Origin of the sequence: Parasphingorhabdus sp. (genome assembly GCF_039977335.1) — a bacterium.
Classification (GTDB): Bacteria; Pseudomonadota; Alphaproteobacteria; order Sphingomonadales; family Sphingomonadaceae; genus Parasphingorhabdus.
On record NZ_JBDWDI010000005.1, the window covers coordinates 26,530 to 47,825 of the forward strand.

22 protein-coding genes, 1 tRNA gene and 1 other RNA gene are annotated in these 21,296 nt (G+C 52.2%); 12 read left to right on the plus strand and 12 right to left on the minus strand.

The features are described 5' to 3' along the window. Nucleotides 1–24: 24 nt before the first annotated feature. Nucleotides 25–1,416 carry a DNA recombination protein RmuC gene (gene rmuC, locus ABJM21_RS16965; protein WP_348371764.1) on the plus strand — a complete coding sequence of 464 codons (1,392 nt, stop codon included), beginning with the start codon at nucleotides 25–27 and terminating at the stop codon, nucleotides 1,414–1,416. A 24-nt stretch (nucleotides 1,417–1,440) separates the two neighbouring features. Here the strand turns inward: rmuC and ABJM21_RS16970 are convergent, their stop codons facing one another. Genes ABJM21_RS16970 through ABJM21_RS17005 form a run of 8 tightly spaced genes read right to left on the minus strand, consistent with a single transcriptional unit; the run spans nucleotide 1,441 to nucleotide 7,064 of the window. Next, on the minus strand, nucleotides 1,441–1,860 hold the full coding sequence (locus ABJM21_RS16970) for a hypothetical protein (RefSeq protein ID WP_348371766.1): 420 nt from the start codon (nucleotides 1,858–1,860) through the stop codon (nucleotides 1,441–1,443). A gap of 57 nt (nucleotides 1,861–1,917) precedes the next feature. After that, on the minus strand, nucleotides 1,918–2,730 hold the full coding sequence (locus ABJM21_RS16975) for an RNA methyltransferase (RefSeq protein WP_348371769.1): 813 nt from the start codon (nucleotides 2,728–2,730) through the stop codon (nucleotides 1,918–1,920). A gap of 5 nt (nucleotides 2,731–2,735) precedes the next feature. After that, on the minus strand, nucleotides 2,736–3,014 hold the full coding sequence (locus tag ABJM21_RS16980; protein ID WP_348371772.1) for an HPr family phosphocarrier protein: 279 nt from the start codon (nucleotides 3,012–3,014) through the stop codon (nucleotides 2,736–2,738). Further along, the gene (locus ABJM21_RS16985; RefSeq protein WP_348371774.1) at nucleotides 3,011–3,415 is read right to left on the minus strand and encodes a PTS sugar transporter subunit IIA; all 405 of its coding nucleotides are present in this window, start codon (nucleotides 3,413–3,415) and stop codon (nucleotides 3,011–3,013) included. Before ABJM21_RS16985 ends, ABJM21_RS16980 begins: the two co-directional genes overlap by 4 nt. A gap of 5 nt (nucleotides 3,416–3,420) precedes the next feature. After that, on the minus strand, nucleotides 3,421–4,350 hold the full coding sequence (rapZ, locus tag ABJM21_RS16990; RefSeq protein ID WP_348371775.1) for an RNase adapter RapZ: 930 nt from the start codon (nucleotides 4,348–4,350) through the stop codon (nucleotides 3,421–3,423). 2 nt (nucleotides 4,351–4,352) lie between these two features. Beyond that, entirely contained in the window at nucleotides 4,353–4,799 is a 447-nt protein-coding gene (locus ABJM21_RS16995) for an HPr kinase/phosphatase C-terminal domain-containing protein (RefSeq protein ID WP_348371777.1), read from the minus strand. Beyond that, entirely contained in the window at nucleotides 4,796–6,388 is a 1,593-nt protein-coding gene (locus ABJM21_RS17000) for an ATP-binding protein (protein ID WP_348371875.1), read from the minus strand. Before ABJM21_RS17000 ends, ABJM21_RS16995 begins: the two co-directional genes overlap by 4 nt. After that, the gene (locus ABJM21_RS17005; RefSeq protein ID WP_348371778.1) at nucleotides 6,360–7,064 is read right to left on the minus strand and encodes a response regulator transcription factor; all 705 of its coding nucleotides are present in this window, start codon (nucleotides 7,062–7,064) and stop codon (nucleotides 6,360–6,362) included. The genes ABJM21_RS17000 and ABJM21_RS17005 overlap by 29 nt, the downstream gene beginning before the upstream one ends. Nucleotides 7,065–7,333: 269 nt before the next feature. Here ABJM21_RS17005 and ABJM21_RS17010 point away from each other — a divergent pair, with 269 nt between their 5' ends. After that, nucleotides 7,334–8,929, plus strand: coding sequence for a phosphoenolpyruvate carboxykinase (locus ABJM21_RS17010; RefSeq protein ID WP_348371780.1), 1,596 nt, complete (start codon nucleotides 7,334–7,336; stop codon nucleotides 8,927–8,929). Nucleotides 8,930–8,944: 15 nt separating this feature from the next. Here the strand turns inward: ABJM21_RS17010 and ABJM21_RS17015 are convergent, their stop codons facing one another. Continuing rightward, complete coding sequence (locus ABJM21_RS17015; protein WP_348382225.1) at nucleotides 8,945–9,679, minus strand: hypothetical protein; 735 nt, start codon at nucleotides 9,677–9,679, stop codon at nucleotides 8,945–8,947. A 191-nt stretch (nucleotides 9,680–9,870) separates the two neighbouring features. Between ABJM21_RS17015 and ABJM21_RS17020 the strand changes: the two genes are divergently transcribed. Continuing rightward, nucleotides 9,871–10,083: a hypothetical protein gene (locus ABJM21_RS17020; protein ID WP_348371782.1), complete on the plus strand. Its 213-nt coding sequence runs from the start codon at nucleotides 9,871–9,873 to the stop codon at nucleotides 10,081–10,083. A 2-nt stretch (nucleotides 10,084–10,085) separates the two neighbouring features. Here ABJM21_RS17020 and ABJM21_RS17025 read toward each other — a convergent pair whose 3' ends face one another. Beyond that, entirely contained in the window at nucleotides 10,086–10,742 is a 657-nt protein-coding gene (locus ABJM21_RS17025; RefSeq protein WP_348371784.1) for an alpha/beta hydrolase, read from the minus strand. Nucleotides 10,743–10,888: 146 nt separating this feature from the next. Here ABJM21_RS17025 and ABJM21_RS17030 point away from each other — a divergent pair, with 146 nt between their 5' ends. The 9 genes from ABJM21_RS17030 to ABJM21_RS17070 all read left to right on the plus strand — a co-directional run bounded on the left by ABJM21_RS17030 (nucleotide 10,889) and on the right by ABJM21_RS17070 (nucleotide 19,751). Next, entirely contained in the window at nucleotides 10,889–11,962 is a 1,074-nt protein-coding gene (locus ABJM21_RS17030; protein WP_348371786.1) for an aminotransferase class V-fold PLP-dependent enzyme, read from the plus strand. 4 nt (nucleotides 11,963–11,966) lie between these two features. After that, nucleotides 11,967–13,082 carry a cysteine desulfurase family protein gene (locus tag ABJM21_RS17035; RefSeq protein ID WP_348371788.1) on the plus strand — a complete coding sequence of 372 codons (1,116 nt, stop codon included), beginning with the start codon at nucleotides 11,967–11,969 and terminating at the stop codon, nucleotides 13,080–13,082. Continuing rightward, the gene (locus ABJM21_RS17040; protein ID WP_348371791.1) at nucleotides 13,079–13,420 is read left to right on the plus strand and encodes a 2Fe-2S iron-sulfur cluster-binding protein; all 342 of its coding nucleotides are present in this window, start codon (nucleotides 13,079–13,081) and stop codon (nucleotides 13,418–13,420) included. The genes ABJM21_RS17035 and ABJM21_RS17040 overlap by 4 nt, the downstream gene beginning before the upstream one ends. A 2-nt stretch (nucleotides 13,421–13,422) precedes the next feature. Beyond that, complete coding sequence (bla, locus tag ABJM21_RS17045) at nucleotides 13,423–14,355, plus strand: class A beta-lactamase (protein ID WP_348371794.1); 933 nt, start codon at nucleotides 13,423–13,425, stop codon at nucleotides 14,353–14,355. 46 nt (nucleotides 14,356–14,401) lie between these two features. After that, nucleotides 14,402–14,496: signal recognition particle sRNA small type (ffs, locus tag ABJM21_RS17050), an RNA gene on the plus strand. 77 nt (nucleotides 14,497–14,573) lie between these two features. Next, a complete protein-coding gene (locus ABJM21_RS17055; RefSeq protein WP_348117279.1) occupies nucleotides 14,574–16,361 on the plus strand; it encodes a DNA polymerase III subunit gamma/tau in 1,788 nt (595 codons plus the stop codon). After that, nucleotides 16,358–16,693, plus strand: coding sequence for a YbaB/EbfC family nucleoid-associated protein (locus tag ABJM21_RS17060; protein WP_108810230.1), 336 nt, complete (start codon nucleotides 16,358–16,360; stop codon nucleotides 16,691–16,693). The genes ABJM21_RS17055 and ABJM21_RS17060 overlap by 4 nt, the downstream gene beginning before the upstream one ends. Before the next feature lie 109 nt (nucleotides 16,694–16,802). Continuing rightward, nucleotides 16,803–19,235, plus strand: coding sequence for an endopeptidase La (gene lon / locus ABJM21_RS17065; RefSeq protein WP_348117283.1), 2,433 nt, complete (start codon nucleotides 16,803–16,805; stop codon nucleotides 19,233–19,235). 240 nt (nucleotides 19,236–19,475) lie between these two features. Further along, complete coding sequence (locus tag ABJM21_RS17070; RefSeq protein ID WP_074205352.1) at nucleotides 19,476–19,751, plus strand: HU family DNA-binding protein; 276 nt, start codon at nucleotides 19,476–19,478, stop codon at nucleotides 19,749–19,751. Between the two features lie 283 nt (nucleotides 19,752–20,034). Here ABJM21_RS17070 and ABJM21_RS17075 read toward each other — a convergent pair. Together ABJM21_RS17075 and rodA are read right to left on the minus strand one after the other, a co-directional pair. Then, nucleotides 20,035–20,110: transfer RNA gene (locus tag ABJM21_RS17075), tRNA-Lys, on the minus strand. A gap of 70 nt (nucleotides 20,111–20,180) precedes the next feature. Then, nucleotides 20,181–21,293 (minus strand): rod shape-determining protein RodA, encoded by a 1,113-nt coding sequence (gene rodA, locus ABJM21_RS17080; protein ID WP_348371798.1) that lies wholly within the window; start codon nucleotides 21,291–21,293, stop codon nucleotides 20,181–20,183. Nucleotides 21,294–21,296 lie beyond the last annotated feature (3 nt).

The following is a 21,296-nucleotide window of genomic DNA, read 5'->3' on the forward strand; positions in this document are numbered from 1 at the left end:
TCGTTCCAATTGAAAGGGCCTGTTTTGGACGCTGTTGTTGCTCTCCTTATAGCTATCGTTACCTTGATCATCGGCCTAGGTGCAGGCTGGTTCGTCGGTGGACGCTCTGCGGCTGCTTCGACCAAAGCTGCTGAAGAAACCGCGACGTCTCTCAGGTCCATGTTGGACGGCGTGCAGGGAGAGCGGGATACCGCTCGGTCCGAGCGCGATACAATCCGCGATGACCGTGATCAAGCACGACAATCTCTGGCATCGCTGGAAGCGGACGCGCGTAATCACGAAAAGCAATTGCAGCAATTGGTTGAAGCCAAAGAGACGTTGTCAGCCCAATTTTCCGAGGTTGGCGCAAAAATGCTGGAAACAGCGCAGCGCCAGTTTCTTGAGCGCGCGGATCAGCGCTTTGATCAGGCCAATGAGAAAGGCGGCGAGAAAATCGCAAAGCTTCTTCAGCCGGTCCATCAACGGCTTGCGACTTATGAAGAATCAATCAAGAAAATCGAGAAAGAACGCACCGAATCCTATGCCGGAATAACCGCGACGATAGAGCAAGTTCGTCAGGGGCAGGACAGGGTGCAACAGGAAGCGGCACGGCTCGTAAACAGCTTGCGCAACGCACCGAAATCACGTGGGCGCTGGGGCGAGCAGCAACTTAAAAATGTCCTCGAAACCTGCGGATTATCGGAACATACTGACTTTGTGACCGAGCAAAGCATCGATACGGACGAAGGCCGGTTACGTCCAGATGCAGTGATTAGTGTTCCGGGTGGGCGCAAGCTGGTGATCGATGCCAAGGTCTCGCTCAATGATTATCAGGATGCCTTTGAAGCAGAAGATGAAGATGCGCGCAGTTTTGCTATGGCGCGGCATTGCAATTCGATGAAAGCGCATATCGATGGCCTGTCCAAAAAGGCTTATTGGGACCAATTTGAAGACGCGCCTGATTATGTGATCATGTTTGTTCCCGGGGAGCATTTTCTGTCTGCTGCACTGGAACATGAACCAACGCTGTGGGATCATGCTTTCGAGAAGAAAGTTTTGCTCGCAACACCCACCAACCTCGTGGCGATAGCCCGCACGGTGGCCGGCGTTTGGCGGCAAGAGAAAATGGCCGCAGAGGCCAAACAGATTGGGCAATTGGGCAAGGAAATGTATGACCGGCTCGCCGTGGCTGGTGAGCATCTCAAGCGAATGGGGTCCGGTCTTGGCAGCGCAGTAGGCAATTATAATAAATTTGTCGGCAGCTTCGAGCGCAACGTCATGGCCACTGGTCGCAAATTTGCGGAGCTCAACGTCGAGACAGGCAAAAAAGAGCTGGAACCTGTTGCAGAGGTCGAAGCTCTGCCACGCTACTCCAACGAAGTCGAAGCATCACTGATCGAAGATGATCGGGATATAAAGAACGAGGCGGCCGAATAGTGGCCATCGTCTAAGCCATCTCTTCTATGTCGCTTCGGCGGCCTCGGGGTCCGATAATATCGCGCCGCCACAGCCATTGTGATGTCCGCTCCCGCTGACCGAGACTTTGACCGTATCTGCAAATACCCGGTCGCTCATTCCGTCATTACATTCTTCGCCTGAAGTGATGGTGACGGTGATATTATCTTTGTCGGTGAAGCCTTTTATGTTCCAACCGGTCGCCGTCTTTTTCATCCTTTGAACGGCTAGACTGAAATCATTATTTCCTTCCTGAGAGGTATGAATAATCTGGTCATTCTTGATGCTCACCGTCCAGCCCGGTTCGGTGCCCATTGCTTGATATTCGGTTAGCCTTTCTTCCGCCGCCGCTTCTTCTTTTGGCTTTTCACCACAAGCCGCCAACAAAATCGGTAAAATTGGAACAATCAATAATGCATTTTTCATGTTTCTATCTCCCCCGAGAAACAGGATAGCATATTGACCACTATTACCAAATAGTGATCAAGTTCGGCGCTGGTTGAGCACTTCATAGGCCATCACGGCGCTGGCGACAGCGGCATTCAGGCTATCGGCTTTGCCCATCATAGGCATTTTGACCAGCACGTCGCAGGCTGCCTCATAATCCTGCGGCAAGCCCTGGGCTTCATTTCCGATGAGCAAAAATGTCGGTGCTTCATAGGAAACCGCTTGATAGTCCTTGTCCGTATTCAAACTGGTTCCCACCAGCTGTCCTGCACCAGCGCGCAACCAATCGATGAAATCAGGCCAAGGCGCCTGCGTGATGCTTTGGGTAAAAATGGCGCCCATGCTCGCACGGACGGCTTCAACGGAGAAAGGATCAACGCAGTCATCAATCAAAATCAGTCCGCCAGCACCGACAGCATCACCGGTACGCAATATGGTGCCCAGATTGCCGGGATCGCGCAGGGCCTGTGCCACCAGCCATATTTCAGACTTGCTGCGATCGAGATCAGCCAGCGGGGTAGGGTGGTCTTCATAAATGCCAATGATCGACTGCGGATTGGATTTGCCAGATAGTTTGGCGATAATCGCTTCGCTTGTTTCGATCACTTCGCCGCCAGCAGCAAAGGTTGCTTCTTCTATTTTTTGGGCAAGTGGATGTAGGTCCGTATCTTCAACGACCACCAATAATTTGGGGGTCCTCCCGGCATCCAGTGCTTCGGTCAGGATGCGCAGACCTTCGGCGAGGAAATAACCTTCCCGTTTACGGTGCTTTTTTTCGCGTAGACTCTTTAACCGCTTAATCGTTGGGTTAGAAAAACCCGTAATCTGGCGTCTTTCAGGTGATGACACGGATATCAATCCTCGCCAAAACCGTCGACGACCAGTCCAGCGAGTTTCTCCAGCGCGGTTTCGGCCTGATGGCCCTCAACAATGATCTCGACGCTATCGCCTTTGGCTGCGCCCAACATCATCAGACCCATGATCGACGTTCCCGTTACTTCGGTTCCGTCCTTGCCGACTTTGACGGAAAGACCTTCCGGCAGTTTGCTGACATAGGTGACAAATTTCGCGCTGGCTCTAGCATGGAGCCCGCGATTATTGGTAATGGCGACAGTTTTGCGATGCTCGCTCACGCATCGCTTCCCAATATTTCTGACGCAACGCTGATATATTTTTGACCGGCTTCTTTTGCCGCGGCGACTGCATCACTGACGTCCATACATTTGCGCGCACCATCCAGGCGGATGAGCATCGGCAGGTTTACACCAGCGATAACTTCAACTTTGCCTTTATCCATAAGGGAAATGGCGAGATTGGAAGGTGTGCCACCAAATAGATCAGTGAGAATGATAACGCCTTTACCATTTTCAACTTTTTCGATGGATTCGGCAATTTCCTGACGCCGTTGCTCCATATCGTCATGGGGCCCTATGCAAACCGACAAGATCGCTTTTTGCGGACCAACAACATGTTCCATTGCGGTAATAAATTCGACGGCCAGACGACCATGGGTAACAAGAACCAAACCGATCATTGCGATTAAATACCCTTATTCCCGTTCAGATTCTGCATATTTTCTAACGCTTCTATTGGGCGTGACGCCAGATTGCGATGCAGGACAGTGGGCGAAAATCCATGCTCATGCAAGCTTTTGCGAAGGGCTTCTGCAACATGTACCGATCTGTGACGCCCGCCCGTGCAACCGATACCAATATTCACATAGGCCTTTCCGGCCTTAATATATTTAGGCAACAGGAATTTGAGCATATCGTCAAATTTCTTGAGCGCCTCGGCATAGGCAGGGTCTTTTGATATATATTCTCCAACAGGTTCGTCCAGTCCCGTCAGCAGTTTCAGGTCTGGATCCCAAAACGGGTTTGACAAGAACCTTACGTCAAATAGCAGATCGATATTATTAGGCAGTCCGCGTGAAAATCCAAAGCTGGTGATCGTGACAGTTGTGATTTCGGTGTCCTGCAACGTGAATTGTTCGCGAATTTGGCTTTGCAGATCATTGGCTGACAAATCGCTCGTATCCATGACGTGATCGGCCCAGCGTCGGAACGGTTCAAACTGGCTGCGTTCAAGGGCAATGCCTTCCTTGGCCGGTCGATCGAGCGCTAGCGGATGACGCCGCCTTGTTTCGGAATAGCGGCGTTCCAGTTCACCGCCCGCACAGTCAAGATAGAGCGTGGATATCTGGTAATTGTCATTTTGCTGTAACTTCTTGACCCGATTGATCAGTTCATCAGGTTCAAAGCCACGGGTCCGGCTGTCAAAGCCCAGGGCCAGCGGCGGATCAACATCATCGCGTGAGCTGGACGGCGGCGTATTCAACAGGCCTTCCACCAGCCGGATGGGGAAGTTATCGACGGTTTCCCAGCCGATGTCTTCCAGGGTTTTCAGCGCGGTGGTTTTGCCTGCGCCGGAAAGGCCGGTGACCAAAAGGACATGTTTGATATTCGGCATGCTCAGTTGCTCCGCGTCTTTTGCAAGAGACGTTGCAATGCCATTTCCACTTTAATCGGTGCGCTGGCTTCAGCCGGATTAATCGTGATTGTCGGAATGGCCATGGTCATGATTGTTTCTATTTGGCTGTCCAATGGAAAGCGTTCAGTTTTTGATTTCAGAAGCACTTGCAGCTTTAGCGGTACATTGGAAATATGTTTACAGTCAAAAATACCCAGTGATCTAACCTCGATTTTTCCCGCAATTTTAGCCGGAGCGTTCAGGACTATCTGGTTACCATCACTGTGCAGTTCAATATAGTCATCACCGATCAAGGTGGCACCGCGATCGATCAAACGAAGGGCAAGGTCTGATTTTCCCGCACCGGATGGGCCGGACAGCATGATACCCGCTCCCTGGATCGCGACGCAGCTGGCGTGACGCGTTTCGTGGGTTGTATCGGTGGTCATGCCGCTGGTGCCTTGGGTAATCGTATCTCGAAACAGGCACCCTTTTGACCATCCGGTCTGTCGATCGCTTCGATTGTGCCTTCATGTCCTTCGATAATGGTTTTCGCGATGGCAAGGCCAAGGCCGCTATGCTTGCCAAAAGCTTCGCCCGCTGGGCGGTCGGAGTGGAAGCGTTTGAAGATATTCAATCTTTGTTCCCTGGAAACGCCAGGGCCGGTATCGGAGACTTGAATGACCACTTCATCTGCGTCCGGTGTCGCAAGGATTTCGATCAATCCACCTTTCGGTGAGAAAGAGACTGCATTGTCGAGTATATTGCTGAATACGCGCTCTAATCGGTCATCGTCTCCCATGATCGTGGCAACCCCCCGGCCAGGGCGAGCAAAGGCGATTTTGACACTTTCATTGGTATCACGCTGTTCACGGGCGGCGAGCAGTTGATCCAGCATTTTGCCAATATCAACCTTTTCAAATTTCGTTCTTGCCAGTTCAGCATCGACGCGGGACGCTTCGGAGATATCGTTGATCAAACGGTCGATCCGGCGAACATCGTCATTGGCGACATCCAAAAGCTGTCTGCGTAAATCCGGATCATCGACCCGGTCGAGGCCTTCCAGTGCAGAGCGCAGCGAAGCGAGCGGGTTTTTGATTTCATGACTGACATCTGCTGCAAAGGCCTCGGTAGCATCGATCCGGTAACGCAGGGCGCCGCTCATATCAGCCAATGCGCGGGCAAGTTGACCGACTTCATCCCGCCTGCCAGGCATTCGAGGAACGGTGATTTCCGGCGCTCGTCCCAGTCGGACGCGGAGTGCGGCGCGTGCAAGTTTTCTGATTGGCCGAACAATGGTGCGGGCCAGAAACAGGGACAATAGGATGGAAACCAAGGCGGTAAGAAAGATGACGAGCACCACATTGGATCGCTCTGCTCGTACGATCCGGGTAATGTCGCGCGCGTTGCTGGTGAGCAATAAACGGTGGTTGCTGCTTGGGATATGGGCTGCGGCTATGATCACGGGCGTTCGATCCGGTGCGTAGCGCACGGCACTATTGGGTTCTTCGTCTGCTGAGAGTAGCTCCAATTCAGGCCAAGCCGAAGCTTGATCATTTTCCGGTTCTGCAAATGCAGTAATGGACTCACTAAGAACGATAAATTCTATCGATTGATCCAGCGTTCGGGCGACATCTTTCTGCCAAGGTTGTTCTTCCGGGTCTCTTAGCCGATAGCTGGGTTCGGCCAGATCGAAACTGTCGACAATTTTTGTTCCGTTCTGATCATAAAGCCGCAACCTGCTTTTTAGATCAGCGGCAAAGTCCGCGATTAGGTCTTCGCGATTATCGGGCGTCTGCAGATTTAGCGCATCGCTGATAATCTGTGTTTGAAGGCGGGCTTGGCTGAGCCGTTCGTGGGTTAGCTCATCGCGGTAATTGTCGAGATAAAATAAGCTGCCCGCCAGCAGGGCGATGGCCAAGATGTTGACCGCCAAAATTCTGGTGGTGAGCGATAGCCGCGCGGACCATCGCAGCGACAGCTCAGGATCATCGATGCTGGCTGCTGGCTTACTCGTTGTAGCGATAACCGGCTCCATAGAGCGTATCGATGGCATCAAAGTCCGAATCGACCTCGCGGAATTTGCGGCGCAGACGTTTGATGTGGCTGTCGATCGTCCGGTCATCAACATAGACGTCGTCTTGATAGGCCGCATCCATCAACTGGTTGCGGCTTTTGACCACGCCGGGCCGATTGGCAAGGGTCTCAAGAATCATGAACTCGGTCACGGTCAGCGTCACATTGTCGCCATTCCATTTAACGAGATGCCGCGCAGGATCCATTTCCAAACCGCCGCGTACCAATGGCTCCAACCCTTCGGTATCGGCCTCTTCATCGGATAATTTGACCAGTTCAGCCCGGCGTAAAATTGATTTCACGCGGGCAATCAGAAGCCGCTGTGAAAAAGGTTTCTTGATATAATCATCTGCACCCATGGCGAGGCCAAGGGCTTCATCCAGCTCTTCGTCTTTTGAGGTCAGGAAAATAACCGGCAAATTGCTTCTTTCGCGCACGCGGCGCAGCAATTCCAAGCCGTCCATCTTGGGCATCTTGATATCGAAAATACCGAGGTCCGGCGGATTGTCCAATATCGCCTGGAGAGCCGCTTCGCTGTCCGAATAGACCCTGGTTACAAAGCCTTCTGCCTGCATCGCAATCGATACAGACGTCAAAATATTCCGGTCATCATCAACAAGAGCGATATTGGCGGCCATGGAATGAGTCTATCCTGTCGTCATTTACAAACATCACTTATTTAGTGATGTTGCCGGACTAATTGATGCATAGCCGTTGCACAAGGACGCATGTGGTTAATCAGCGCCCTTCCAAATGACCATCGTTGTCATCAATCCCATATCGAAACAGGCGATTTCGCTAGCCAATCTGGTAATTTGACCGACTCGTATTGGTAAGTTAAGCGCCTCCTCAAACCTGCCGAATCCGGCAACCACCCATTCCTATTTCAAGCCATAGGGGAATAACCGTGCCACAAGTTTCGTCCGTAACATTAAATGATCAGGGCTTTGCCACAGCGGCAGAGCAGCACTGGAACCTCGGCGCGCCCGCATTGGTCGAGGCTGCCGTATCACGCGGCGAAGGACATCTTGCAAAAGATGGCCCTTTGGTTGTCGAAACGGGAAAGCATACGGGCCGCTCTGCCAACGATAAATTTATCGTCCGCGATGGTGAGACGGAAGACAGCGTTTGGTGGGGCAAGACTAATGTCAGCATGACACCTGAACATTTTGCTGCTCTGAAGGAAGATTTTCTGGCCGCGGTTGCTGACAAAGAAACATTATTTGTCCAAGATCTTTTCGGTGGTTCACAGCCAGAGCACCGCGTGAATGTTCGCGTGATCAATGAGCTCGCATGGCACAATCTTTTCATCCGGACCATGTTGGTGCGGCCAACGAGCGATGAGCTGGCCGGATTTGCGCCAGAATATACGATTATCGATTTGCCAAGCTTTAAAGCCGATCCAGAGCGCCACGGAACGCGCAGTGAAACGGTGATTGCGGTAAACCTGACCGAGAAGCTTATCTTGATCGGCGGCACTGCCTATGCCGGCGAGATGAAGAAATCCGTTTTCGGTTTGCTCAACTATCTGTTGCCGCTTGATTCGGTGATGCCGATGCATTGTTCTTCAAACATGGGCCCTGAAGGCGATACCGCAATTTTCTTTGGTCTGTCGGGTACTGGCAAGACGACTTTGTCCGCTGATGCCAGCCGTACCCTGATTGGCGATGATGAGCATGGTTGGTCTGATACGGCTGTGTTTAACTTTGAAGGCGGCTGTTACGCCAAAATGATCCGCTTATCGGAAGAAGCGGAACCAGAAATCTATGCGACCACCCGCCGTTTTGGTACGGTTCTGGAAAATGTCGTGATGGACCCGGAAACACGGGAGCTTGATCTGGACGATAATAGCAAAGCGGAAAATACCCGCGGCGCTTACCCAATTGATTACATCCCGAACACGTCTGAGAAAAATATGGGTCCGGTGCCCAAGAATATTATCATGCTGACGGCTGATGCCTTTGGTGTGTTGCCCCCAATTTCTCGTCTGACGCCTGAGCAAGCGATGTATCACTTCCTTTCAGGCTATACTGCTAAGGTAGCTGGTACTGAAATTGGTGTGACCGAACCAGAAGCGACCTTCTCAACCTGTTTCGGCGCGCCTTTCATGCCGCGTCATCCATCAGTTTACGGGAACCTGCTAAAAGAGCGTATCGCCAAAGGCGGCGTGCGTTGCTGGTTGGTGAATACGGGTTGGACCGGCGGTAAATATGGCGAAGGAAGCCGCATGCCGATCAAGGCGACTCGCGCATTGTTGAATGCGGCGCTGGATGGCAGCCTGAATGACGGCGAATTCCGTATCGATGATAATTTCGGTTTTGAAGTTCCGGTATCGGTACCCGGTGTTGACAGCGCGATCCTTGATCCGCGCTCGACCTGGTCAGATGGATCGGCTTATGACGACACGGCTCAGAAGCTGGTCAAATTGTTCATCGACAATTTTGAGCAATTTGCCGAGCATGTTGATCAGAATGTTCGCGAAGCAGCGCCTACCGCGGCTTGAGCAAACGGCTCTTGATTAATGCAATTGTCGCGGCTCGCCTGCGGCAATTGTAACATTCACAACGCTTTGATCCGCATTGGGTGTAAAGGACAGGGTCTCTCCCGAGACGAATCCTTCGGCCTCTGTGGCCGTGTCTATCTTGCCATTGGTCGCTATATCATGCGCGATCCGGACCAATCTTTTGATAACCTGGTCGGAGGGATAGTCCGCTGGAGTGCTGAGCTTGATTTCCTGTTCGCTAAAATAGGACAGTCCGAAAGTCTGGAACGCGCCTTCTGAACTTTCGGAAATGGCTATCTGGACCAGCACCGGAAATGGCCCGCCATCAGAATATTGATTGGTTGCTTCGGTAAAATATTCAAACCCGATGTGCAGCTTCGCAGGTTGCCAGATAACACTGGTTGCATGAAGAGCCTCACCCAAAAGCCGCCCTAATTTCAGGAAGTTACGGTTGACGGTGCTGTCATGTTTTGCGTTGGCGATATGGTCGCTTAAGCTTATTCCAATGGCGGGCATCGGATGCTCTGGCGCATTGCAAAATATGTGATCCAGCTGATTGTTGGGGAAATGCTGAAAAGCATCGTCTGGTCTATGGTAGGTGAGGGTAAAGCTCATGCCGCCCAAAACCGCCTCAACAACATTCAGATCGGGGTATTTTGACGCATTAAGCGTAACCGACTTAGCGATTTCATCTGACAATATTAAATCGGACAGTCGGAATGTGTCCGCTGTTGGAACCATAATCAGCAAAGGCGGCTTCTTTCGCACCATCGGTGTTTGTCTTTTCCCCCGCAAACCTTATGTTCTTTTTATGTTCTATATTCTATATGTCCACAACTTAATAGAGGGCCATGGCAATATAGGTCCAGAATGAACCGAAAGTGATCGCCGCTTGAAATCCCTATATTATAGCTGCATTATTCGCCGAAAGGAGCGGATCATTGGCTGATTGGGTATTATCAATATTGATGCTAGCTGGGGCTGGGTTACTGGCCGGCGGCATTTATTTGATCCGAAAGGGAAACAATAAAAAGCAGGGTGTGCTGATGCTCATCGCTTCAGCAGTGATGTTTGCAAATGTTGGTATCTGGACAATACCGACAGCAGAATCATCGTCAGATTCGGGAAATGATTTTCCCGACCAGCCCAGTTAGATCTATTTAATCGGCGAATCCGGTGCGAGGCGCATGTCGAGATAATTGTCGACCGAACCCATCAGCAATTCCATTTCATTTTCATAAAAATGGTTCGCGCGCGGGATTTCATCATGATGGATGGTGATGTGCTTTTGCGTACGAAGCTTATCAACGAGCTTCTGAACCGCGCTTGGTGTCACCACTTCATCATTCACGCCCTGAATGATAATCCCGGATGACGGGCAGGGGGCGAGGAAGTTGAAATCATACATATTGGCGGGCGGAGACACGGAGATGAATCCACGTACTTCCGGGCGCCGCATCAAAAGCTGCATGCCAATCCATGCACCGAAGCTGTAGCCGGCAATCCAGGTTGTTTGCGCTTCGGGATGGATGCTCTGGACCCAGTCCAGTGCCGAAGCGGCGTCAGAAAGTTCGCCGATGCCGTTGTCAAATGTGCCTTGGGACCGGCCAACCCCGCGGAAGTTAAACCGCAAGGTCGCAAAGCCGCGGTTCACGAACGTCTTGTACATGGCCTGTGTGATGCGATCATTCATGGTGCCACCCGCTTGCGGATGGGGGTGAAGGATCATCGCGACGGGTGCGCGGTCGCGCGGCCCTGGGTTAAAACGGCCTTCGAGGCGGCCTTCTGGTCCGGTAAAAATTACGTCAGGCATGGCTTTTTCAATTCTATGATCAAGATTACGATTTCTATGGCGTCAAAAGGCAGAATAGCTTTTGCGCTAAATGAAGCGTCTATATAGAGAGAGTGAAATATTCCGCAACTCTATCCCGCAATTGTCAAAGGGTTTTACCAACTAAAATGTCCGAACAGAAACGCATCTATCTGGACTATGCTGCGACAACGCCCATGCTGGATGTGGCGCAGCAGGCCTGTCGGGAAGGATTTGCGCATTGGGCTAACCCGTCATCGCCCCATGCGGATGGGCGCGCAGCCGGATCAATGCTTGAAAATGCGCGGCAGCGATTCAAGTCTGCACTGGACTGGGACGGAGAGGTGATATTCACCAGCGGTGCCAGCGAAGCGATTGCCATGGCGTTGAAGCAGAGCAAGCCACAGCGGCAATATGTGTCACCTGTTGAGCATGACGTGGTTTTGCGTTTTTCCGAAGGCGCAATGGCGATTCCAGTGGACCTGAATGGGTTGGTCGTACCGATGCGATTAAACCATATGCTCAAGAGCGAGAAAGAGCAGGCCTTGGTGGCCGTGCAATCGGTCAACAATGAAACCGGCGTGATGCAGGACATGGACGCCCTGGCCAAAGTGACTCGCGACCGCGGTGCAATTTTGTTGGCAGATTGTTCGCAATCCACTGGAAAAATGCCGCTGCCAGATGCTGACATGATTGTCGTTGCGGGGCATAAATTTGGCGGGCCGCCGGGTGTTGGAGCTTTGCTAATTAAGGATTTAAACTTGCTCCATGCGGAGGGTGGTCAGGAACAGGGTTATCGTTCCGGTACGCAGAACCTGCCCTATATCATGGCGATGGTTGCGGCCTTGGAAGCACCAGCCAATTGGGCCGGGCGCGCTACGGAATTGCGCGCGCATCTCGACAATGCGATCAAAACTGAAGGAGGCAGCGTCATTGCCGAAAATGCGCCGCGCATCGCAACCATTGGCAGTTATCATATGCCGGGTGTCGCCGCGAACACGCAGCTGATTAAATTTGATATGGCAGGCTTTTCGGTATCCGCAGGTAGTGCTTGTTCGTCCGGTACGTTGAAACCCAGTCATGTTCTGGAAGCCATGGGTATTGATGAAGGCACAGCGCGAGAGGTTATCCGTGTGAGCATCGGCCGCGATACCACGCGCGCAGAAATTTATGACTTTATCGAGCAGTGGAAATTGATTTTCCACGCAGCGCGCCCAGCTTAGAGATATGGCCAAAGACCCGATCTATCTGGACAATCAGGCGACAACACCGCTCGCGCCCGAAGTGTTTGACGTCATGGTTCCCTGGCTGCGCGACAATTTCGGCAATCCGCACAGTGCTCATGTGCTCGGTCGCAAGGCAGCAGCAGCGGTTGATGTCGCAAGGGAGCAGGTTTCGGCAATGCTACCGGGAGGTGGACGGATATTGTTCACGGGCAGCGCTACGGAAGCGATCAATCTTGGCTTTGGCGCCGTGCACGCTTTGCAAGAGGCCGGGCGGAATAAGATCGTTGTGCTGGACAGTGAACATGCCGCAGTGCGCGATACCGCTCTATCTTATGAAAGCCATGGCTTCATGGTCGAAAGGCATCCGATAGGCCCTGACGGCATAGTGTCGTTGGAACAATTGAACGAGACGGTTGATGACAAAACCGCTCTGGTTGCGGCGATGCTGGTCAATAATGAAATTGGCGTCATTCAGCCGATTGAAGCGATTGCCGAACTTGCGCATCAAAACGGTGCGCTGATGCTGTGTGATGTCGTGCAAGGTTTTGGCCGTGTCGATATACCGGACAATATCGATATGGCTGCAGTTTCGGCTCATAAGATATACGGCCCCAAAGGGATCGGGGCTTTGTGGGTGCGGGATGGGCTTGGCATGCCGCCCATCATCCATGGTGGCGGACAAGAGCAGGGCATCCGTTCCGGCACCTTGTCACCGGCCTTATGTGCTGGGTTCGGACGCGCTGCCGAGCTTTGCTTAAAAAATCGTGACACTGATGCAGCCCATATTCAGATACTCGCCGATAAAGCGCAAAGCTGTTTTGCAGACTGGACGATCAACGGCGCGATGGATCAACGCTATATGGGCAATCTGAATATCCGCCGCGATGGCGTAGATGTGGCGCGTTTGATGTCTGATGTGCGAGGCGTGGCGTTTTCAGCCGGGTCAGCCTGTGCCAGCGGTTCGGGAAGACCCAGTCATGTTTTGGCGGCACTAGGCCTTGAACCAGCGCAGACTAAATCCTCAATCCGTTTGGGATTTGGCCGTTATAACAGCTTGGAAGATATTGAAATGGCATCAAAATATATCAACGAAGCGGTCGAGGTACAGCTTGCATGAGTGACATAAAGGTGAATTTCGTCAGCGCAGATGGCGAGCAAACCGTGACGGCAAAAGCATCCGATGGCGATGATCTGCTGACCATCGCTCAGGTTAATGATCAGCCTTTGGAAGGCACATGCGAGGGACAGATGGCTTGTTCGACCTGCCACGTCATCGTTGCCGCCGAAGATTTCGACAAATTGCCCGAGGCGACAGAGATGGAGGAAGATATGCTCGATCTTGCCGCCGGCGCGCGCAGGACCAGCCGTTTGGCTTGTCAGATTACCCTGACGCCGGAACTGGACGGCCTGACGGTTCATATCCCGGCCGAAAGCCGTAACATGCAAGGAGTCTGACCATGATCAATCGGCGGAACTTCGTCACAGGCTCTTCGCTGTTAACGGTCACTGCGGCTTCGCCCAATGCTTTGTCCGCACAAGAGCCTGCGGTATTTAAATATCAAGACGCGACTGCAAAACGGGAGCTGACAAAGCTAGAGAAGCGCATAGGTGGCCGTCTTGGCGTGGCGTTGACAAACGCGCAGGGCGGCATTGCTCTGGCTCACCGTGGTGATGAACGCTTTGCGATGTGTTCTACGTTCAAGGCACCGCTTGCATTTGCCCTGTTTGACGCTGCTGACAAGGGGCAGGTTGACATGAAGAAAAGCTTCGCTGTGACGGAGGGGGATCTGGTTCCTTATGCGCCGTTTGTCGAACAACAGTTAGCGGCAAAGAAAATGGTGACGCTGGAACAGTTAGCTAAGGCGACGGTCAAATCGAGTGATAACGCTGCGGCAAATCTGATCTTAAAAGCCATTGGCGGCCCGGAAGCCTTTACGGATTTTGTCCGTCGCCGTGGGGATACGGTCACCCGTCTGGATCGCATTGAACCGTTTCTTAATGAAAACAAGGTTGGCGATCCACGCGATACGACCAGTCCGATAGCCTTTGCGCAGCTAATGCATGGTTTGATGAGTGGAAAGTCACGCGCGCCAAACTGGGCCATCGTGTATGACGCAATGGCTACGAGTAAAACTGGTCTCGCTCGAATTCGCCTTGGCTTGCCTTATGGCTGGCCGGTAGGCAATAAGACGGGAACAGCGGGAGATGGTCTGGCCTACAATGATGTCGCGATATTTTGGCCATCATTTGCGGGTTATGAAGGCGATCAGCCGCGATCTTTGACGGTTTATACGGACCGCCCGACTGCGTCGGCTGCTGTTGTGGAACGCACGATTGCCGAGGTTGCGAAAATTGCGGCCTGGGTAGCACCGCGCCGGAATGGACCATAAACGCAAAACTGACTTGAAACCGCTGGCAAAGCTCGCCATATGCGCAGCGGGAGTCGGGTGGACGTAGTGTTCGCCAACCCGGTCAGATCCGGAAGGAAGCAGCCGTAACGATTTTTCTACGGGTCGCCCGGCTCCTACTCACAAAATTTACACAGGCTTTTGTGGCTTATCGCCGTTTAGCCTTCGACAAGCCGATGGCGAGCGCCTAAACTCTCATCATGTCCGATTCACCCGACATATTTGCCGCTGGGGGCGTTGAAGCGCCCGTTGAACCAGCTCCTGCTGCGACACAGCCTTACCGTGTGCTGGCTCGGAAGTACCGGCCTTCCAGCTTTGCGGAGCTGATCGGGCAGGATGCGATGGTTCAGACGCTGGGCAACGCTATCAAGCGTGACCGTCTGGCACATGCCTTTTTGATGACCGGTGTGCGCGGTGTCGGCAAAACCTCGACGGCGCGGCTAATCGCAAAGGCGCTGAACTGCATTGGCGAGGATGGGCAGGGCGGCCCGACTATTGATCCATGCGGAAAATGCGAACCCTGCCGGTCCATCGCCGAGGGCAGTTTCATCGATGTTATCGAGATGGATGCCGCGAGCCATACCGGTGTTGATGACGTCCGCGAGATTATTGAAGCCGTGCGCTATTCCTCAGTTTCTGCACGTTACAAGATTTATATCATCGACGAAGTTCACATGTTGTCGAAAAACGCCTTTAATGCGCTGTTGAAGACGCTGGAAGAGCCGCCAGCCCATGTGAAATTTATCTTCGCTACAACGGAAGTGAATAAAGTGCCGATTACGGTGCTTTCCCGTTGCCAGCGCTTTGACCTGAAACGAATCAAGGCGGAGCAATTATCCACCCATTTCGCCAATATCGTCGAAAAAGAAGGCGTCGAAGCAGAGCAGGAAGCACTCAATTTAATCGCTCAGGCCGCCGAAGGGTCCGTTCGCGATGGTTTGTCCATCCTCGATCAGGCCATTGCGCATGCAGACATGGAGGGCGGCGGTGACGTCAAGGCGTCACAGATTCGCGAAATGCTCGGACTGTCGGATCGCAGTGCTGTGCGCCGCTTGTTTGGATTGCTTTTGGAAGCAGATTCTCAGGCGCTGCTCGATGCGATTGACGAACAATATCGCGTTGGCGTCGAGCCTTTGTCGCTGATGAACGGGCTATTGTCGCTGTGTCATCAGGTCACATTGTACAAGGTTGGCCGAGCCAATGACCCGACTCTTTCCGATGAAGCGAAGGCCCAACTGAGCGCTTGGTCTGAGAGTCTTTCTTATCCTGTTCTCCATAGATTATGGCAGTTACTTCTCAAAGGCTATGAAGAAGTACAGCAGGCTCATATGCCGCGAGAAGCATGTGATATGGCGTTGTTACGTGTACTCTGTGCTGCCGATATGCCTGACCCCGGTGAATTGGCGAAGATAGTAAAGCAAGGTAATTCTCCTGCGGCTCCAGCACCTGTTGAAACAGCCCCGATAGCCCCGGCAGCACCTGTGCACGAAGCGCCACCCGCGCCAATCGCTGATATCCCAGTCCAAAAGGCGGAGCCGGTACCCGTTGAAGAACTGGCCCAACCCGAACAGGAAGCATCGACAAATGGCCTTCCACAGGACTTTCAGGGCGTGATCAATATCATCGGCGGAGTTTCACCGATATTGGAAAGCATATTAATAGCTGATATGCGGATTGTTAGGTTCTCAGCGCCGATTATTGAATATCAATCAGCGCGGCCGATCGCATCCTCTGACCTCAAAAAGATCATCGATGCGCTAAAAGATGTAACCGGCACGGTCTGGACCATAAAGGAAGGGCAAGGCGAAGCAAAGCCGAGCATTTCCGAACAGGCACAGCTTGATCAGGATGCAGCGACGCAGGCTATATTGGATACACCGCTCGTAAAAGCCGCCTTTGAGGCTTTTCCTGATGCGGAATTACTAGAAAATGATACGGAGCAGGCCCCGGCTGAAGCCCGACCTGAATCAAGGAGCTCACAAGCATGAAATCTATGGAAGAAATGATCAAAGCGGCTCAGGAAGCCGCCCAGACAGTGCAAACCCAGATGGAAGAAGCCCAGTCGAAGCTCGATAGTATCGAGGTCGAAGGCAAATCTGGTGGCGGATTAGTGTCCGTCAAGGCGACCGCCAAAGGCCGGATATTGGGCGTCAGTATCGATGAAAGCCTTATGAAGGCCGAAGAAAAAGGCATTTTGGAAGATCTGGTTGCTGCGGCCTTTAATGATGCACGCGATAAGGCGGACGCTGTTAGCAACGAAGAAATGGGTAAAATGACCGGCGGCATGGGTTTGCCAGCAGGCTTTAAGCTACCCTTTTAGCGGTATTGCACCTTTTGCGCCGCGATGGTTTTATAGTGGTTGAAGTCATCTGAGAGCGCCCCATATAGGCTGATAGGCGCTGAATATCGCGCCATAGTTTGGAGTATTAATGTCCCAGTCCGAGTCTACACCCGCTAATCCTGACGCAAAAGCGCTGCCTTTATTGCCTTTGCGCGATATTGTGGTGTTCCCCAATATGATCGTACCGCTGTTTGTTGGGCGTGATAAATCGGTTGTAGCGCTGGAAAAAGCGATGGACAGTGACAAGGAAATTTTCCTTGTGGCTCAGCTGGACCCAGCCGAAGATGATCCGGGACGTGATCAGCTTTATGATCTTGGCGTCGTGGCTACAGTGCTTCAGCTGTTGAAATTACCCGATGGTACTGTGCGCGTGCTAGTTGAAGGAAAACAACGCGCCAAGCATGTTTCTCTCGACGAGCAAGATGACGGTTTTGTGTTGGCCAATGTCAATTTGATCGATGAACAGTCCGTAGACGGGCCGGAAGCGACGGCCTTGATGCGCTCCGTGGTTGAGCAATTTGAGAATTATTCCAAGCTCAACAAGAAAATGCCTGCGGAAACCGTAGTGCAGCTTGGTGAGATTGAAGAAGCATCACGTCTTGCCGATGCTGTGGCGGCCAATATCAACGTCAAAGTGGCGGACAAGCAGAGTTTATTGATTGAAAGTGATCCGATCAAGCGCTTGGAAATGGCCTTTGCCTTCATGGAAGGTGAACTTGGCGTCTTGCAGGTCGAAAAGAAAATCCGCGGCCGCGTTAAGCGTCAGATGGAGAAAACCCAGCGCGAATATTATCTCAATGAGCAGATGAAAGCCATTCAGCGCGAGCTGGGCGACGGCGAAGACGGCGAAGGCGATGAAATGTCAGCGCTGGGCAAGAAAATCGAGGAGATGAAACTCTCCAAGGAAGCCAAGAGCAAAGCCAATGCCGAATATAAAAAGCTGAAAGGCATGCAGCCCATGTCGGCGGAAGCCACAGTTGTTCGCAACTATCTTGACGTATTGCTGGGTCTGCCATGGGGCAAAAAGTCCCGGCTGAAGAAAGATATCAAGCAAGCTGAGAAGGTTCTTGATGACGATCATTTCGCTCTGGAAAAAGTGAAAGAGCGCATTGTTGAATATCTTGCTGTGCAGGCACGAACCAACAAACTCAAAGGGCCTATACTTTGTCTTGTTGGTCCTCCCGGCGTTGGTAAAACGTCACTTGGCCGCTCGATTGCAAGGGCTACTGGCCGTGAATTTGTGCGCCAATCACTTGGCGGCGTACGGGATGAAGCGGAAATTCGCGGGCATCGCCGGACCTATATCGGTTCATTGCCCGGAAAGATCGTATCGAACCTGAAAAAGGCCGGTACATCCAATCCGCTTTTCCTGCTTGATGAGATCGATAAGCTTGGTCAGGACTTCCGCGGTGATCCGGCTTCGGCTCTGCTTGAAGTGTTGGATCCGGAGCAGAATGACAAATTCCAGGATCATTATCTCGAAATTGATATCGATCTCTCGGACATTATGTTCGTCACGACGGCTAACTCACTAAACCTGCCGCAACCGTTGCTCGACCGGATGGAGATAATCCGGCTTGAAGGCTATACGGAAGACGAGAAGGTAGAGATTGCGAAACGCCATCTGATTGAAAAACAAGTAGATGCCCATGGCCTGAAAAAAGGCGAATTTGCGCTGCATGACGACGCTTTGCGTGATCTTATCCGCTATTATACCCGCGAAGCTGGTGTGCGGACCTTGGAGCGTGAAATTGCCAAACTGGCGCGGAAGGCTCTGCGTCGGATTCTTGAGGGCGAATATAAGAGCGTCGAGATTACCACTGACACTCTCTCGGACTATGCCGGTGTGCGCAAATTCCGCCACGGCGTTGGCGAGGAAGAAAATCAGGTTGGAGCGGTCACCGGTCTCGCGTGGACGGAAGTGGGCGGCGAATTGTTGACCATCGAATCCGTCACGGTGTCGGGCAAAGGCCAGATCAAGACCACTGGTAAGCTGGGCGAAGTGATGACCGAGTCGGTTCAGGCTGCCTTGTCATTCGTAAAAGCACGTGCGCCGTCTTATGGCATTAAGCCGAGTGTTTTTGGCCGCAAAGATATCCATATCCACTTACCAGAAGGCGCGGTACCGAAAGACGGCCCATCTGCGGGTGTTGGCATCGTGACGGCAATTGTTTCGACGCTGACCGGTATTGCGGTTCGCCGCGATGTAGCAATGACCGGCGAAGTGACTTTGCGCGGCCGTGTCTTGCCAATCGGCGGTCTTAAAGAGAAGTTGCTGGCAGCGTTGCGAGGCGGGATCACGACGGTATTGATTCCAGCCGAGAATGAAAAAGACCTGGTGGAAATCCCCGACAATATCACCTCGTCGCTAAAAATCATTCCGGTCAAGCATGTGGATGAAGTTCTGGCCCAAGCTCTGGCAGAGAAGGTAGAGCCGATAGAGTGGAGCGATGCCGACGAGCTAGCGAGCCATGCGACAGCTCCTGTCACCGATGATGCGGGCTCTGCGGCACGGCATTAACGGCAGTAGGCGGCGAGTCGTGACGGGCAACTATTGCTAAAGCCAACTTGATTTGAGTGAAATTTTGCTCGAGGAAAGTCCGGAATCGTACCAAAATTCACCGTTTGACATAAATATTACATCTTTGACCCAGAATCTGGCGGTTTTCCTTTGACTCAAGGGGGCTTCTTGTAGTTACTGACGCCAGACAAAGTCGCGATTCAATTAAGAATTGCTTTTAGAGAAGGGGGGATACCCAATATGAATAAACAGGATCTTATCAGTAGCGTTGCAGATCACAGTGGTCTCAGCAAAAGCGATGCCGGCAAAGCCGTTGACGCAGTTTTCGATTCTATCACAGGTTCACTGAAGAGCGGCAATGAAGTCCGTCTCGTCGGTTTTGGAACATTTTCTACATCAAAGCGTAAAGCTTCTACAGGCCGTAACCCACGTACGGGTGAGCCAATGCAGATTCCTGCATCTACACAAGCAAAATTCAAAGCCGGCAAGGGCTTGAAGGACGCCGTTAATAAATAAATAATTTGGGGAGTGCCTGGGCGCTCCCCATTTTTTTCGCGCTTTGTTTGAAAAATTCAGGTGGGTTCCATTGGGACCCGCCTTTTTTCATGGGTTCTGAATATGCGCGGTCGTGGGGGTTGCCCGTTTGCGGCAACGCTGTTTGCTTTTAACTTCCTGAATGAGGATGATGAGAGAGCTATCCGGTTTTTGATAACCGTTACTCTTGTGTCAGGTCGCCCTTCGCTTGCGCTCGGGATTTTCGCGGAAAATAATGCCCCGCATTATTTCTATTCCGCGAAAATGGTAGACGCTACAGGGTTCGAACCTGTGACCCGCTGATTAAGAGTCAGCTGCTCTACCAACTGAGCTAAGCGTCCTTATTTTCGATATATTGTCCATATAGGTCAGGTCCTGCGAAGAACAACCGTTTGATGGGCTATCTTGATTTTATCCGAACGTTCCGCTGCGGCGGCCTGGATGGCGGTCTATCGCCATCAATATCCCGATGCAGATCATGATCGTCATCATAGATGATCCGCCATGGCTTAAAAAGGGCAGGGGAATGCCAACAACCGGTGCCAGGCCCATTACCATCATCAGGTTAATTGCGACGTAGAAAAATATCGTCGTCGAAAGGCCTGCTGCCGCGAGCTGCGAAAAGCGGGTCTTTGCTCTCATAGCAACTCCAAGTCCCCATCGGAACAGCAGGAAGAAACCGGTTAAGACTGCCACGCCGCCCATCAGGCCCCATTCCTCGGCCATTGTAGCAAATACAAAGTCGGTATGGCCTTCGGGGAGATAATCAAGATGGCTTTGCGTTCCGTTCAAAAATCCCTTGCCGAATATCCCGCCTGAGCCAATTGCAATTTTGGATTGGCTGATATGATAACCTGCCCCCAATGGATCATTTTCGGGATTGAGGAATGTGGTGACGCGGCGTTGCTGATATTCCTCAAGCCCGAAGAAAAAGGCGAGGGGGGCGATCACGGCCACAGCGGCAGCACCACCGATAAATAATCGCATCGGGAGGCCAGCCAGAAAAGCGACCGTCATTGCGCCCGCCACCACTGTAATTGTCGTACCGAGATCGGGCTGCAGCAATATCAATGCACAGGGAAAGGCGAGCAGCAACAGCAACGGCCATATCGCGCCCCATGTCCTGATCTGACCAGCGGGCAATAGATCATAGAAGCGCGCTACAGCTAGAATAATTGCGGGTTTCATCAGTTCCGAAGGCTGAATTCGGATGAAGCCAAGGTTGAGCCATCTTTGGCTGCCACCGCCCACCGCGCCAATTAGTTCCACGCCGAGAAGCATGATGACCACGATAATGTAAACGGGGAAGGCAATTGTCTTCCAGAAATTTTCTTTAAAGTAGGAAAATACAATGGCCATGCCAAGAAAGACCATGAACCGGACCATATGCAGACCGGCCCATGGGGTCAGGCTACCGCCGGCTGCAGAATAAAGCACAATAAAGCCGAAACTTGCCATAACCAAAAGCAGCAAGATCGTCTTCCATGGGAGCTGCGCAATTGGCGCGGGAATAAAATCGTTCAACGC

Bases quoted from the DNA above. Each gene is read 5' to 3' on its own strand.
- ABJM21_RS16970 (WP_348371766.1), bottom strand. From the start codon at position 1,860: ATGAAAAATGCATTATTGATTGTTCCAATTTTACCGATTTTGTTGGCG.
- ABJM21_RS16985 (WP_348371774.1), bottom strand. From the start codon at position 3,415: ATGATCGGTTTGGTTCTTGTTACCCATGGTCGTCTGGCCGTCGAATTT.
- rapZ (WP_348371775.1), bottom strand. From the start codon at position 4,350: ATGCCGAATATCAAACATGTCCTTTTGGTCACCGGCCTTTCCGGCGCA.
- ABJM21_RS16995 (WP_348371777.1), bottom strand. From the start codon at position 4,799: ATGACCACCGATACAACCCACGAAACGCGTCACGCCAGCTGCGTCGCG.
- ABJM21_RS17000 (WP_348371875.1), bottom strand. From the start codon at position 6,388: ATGGAGCCGGTTATCGCTACAACGAGTAAGCCAGCAGCCAGCATCGAT.
- ABJM21_RS17005 (WP_348371778.1), bottom strand. From the start codon at position 7,064: ATGGCCGCCAATATCGCTCTTGTTGATGATGACCGGAATATTTTGACG.
- ABJM21_RS17025 (WP_348371784.1), bottom strand. From the start codon at position 10,742: ATGCCTGACGTAATTTTTACCGGACCAGAAGGCCGCCTCGAAGGCCGT.
- ABJM21_RS17030 (WP_348371786.1), top strand. From the start codon at position 10,889: ATGTCCGAACAGAAACGCATCTATCTGGACTATGCTGCGACAACGCCC.
- ABJM21_RS17035 (WP_348371788.1), top strand. From the start codon at position 11,967: ATGGCCAAAGACCCGATCTATCTGGACAATCAGGCGACAACACCGCTC.
- ABJM21_RS17040 (WP_348371791.1), top strand. From the start codon at position 13,079: ATGAGTGACATAAAGGTGAATTTCGTCAGCGCAGATGGCGAGCAAACC.
- bla (WP_348371794.1), top strand. From the start codon at position 13,423: ATGATCAATCGGCGGAACTTCGTCACAGGCTCTTCGCTGTTAACGGTC.
- ABJM21_RS17055 (WP_348117279.1), top strand. From the start codon at position 14,574: ATGTCCGATTCACCCGACATATTTGCCGCTGGGGGCGTTGAAGCGCCC.
- ABJM21_RS17060 (WP_108810230.1), top strand. From the start codon at position 16,358: ATGAAATCTATGGAAGAAATGATCAAAGCGGCTCAGGAAGCCGCCCAG.
- lon (WP_348117283.1), top strand. From the start codon at position 16,803: ATGTCCCAGTCCGAGTCTACACCCGCTAATCCTGACGCAAAAGCGCTG.
- ABJM21_RS17070 (WP_074205352.1), top strand. From the start codon at position 19,476: ATGAATAAACAGGATCTTATCAGTAGCGTTGCAGATCACAGTGGTCTC.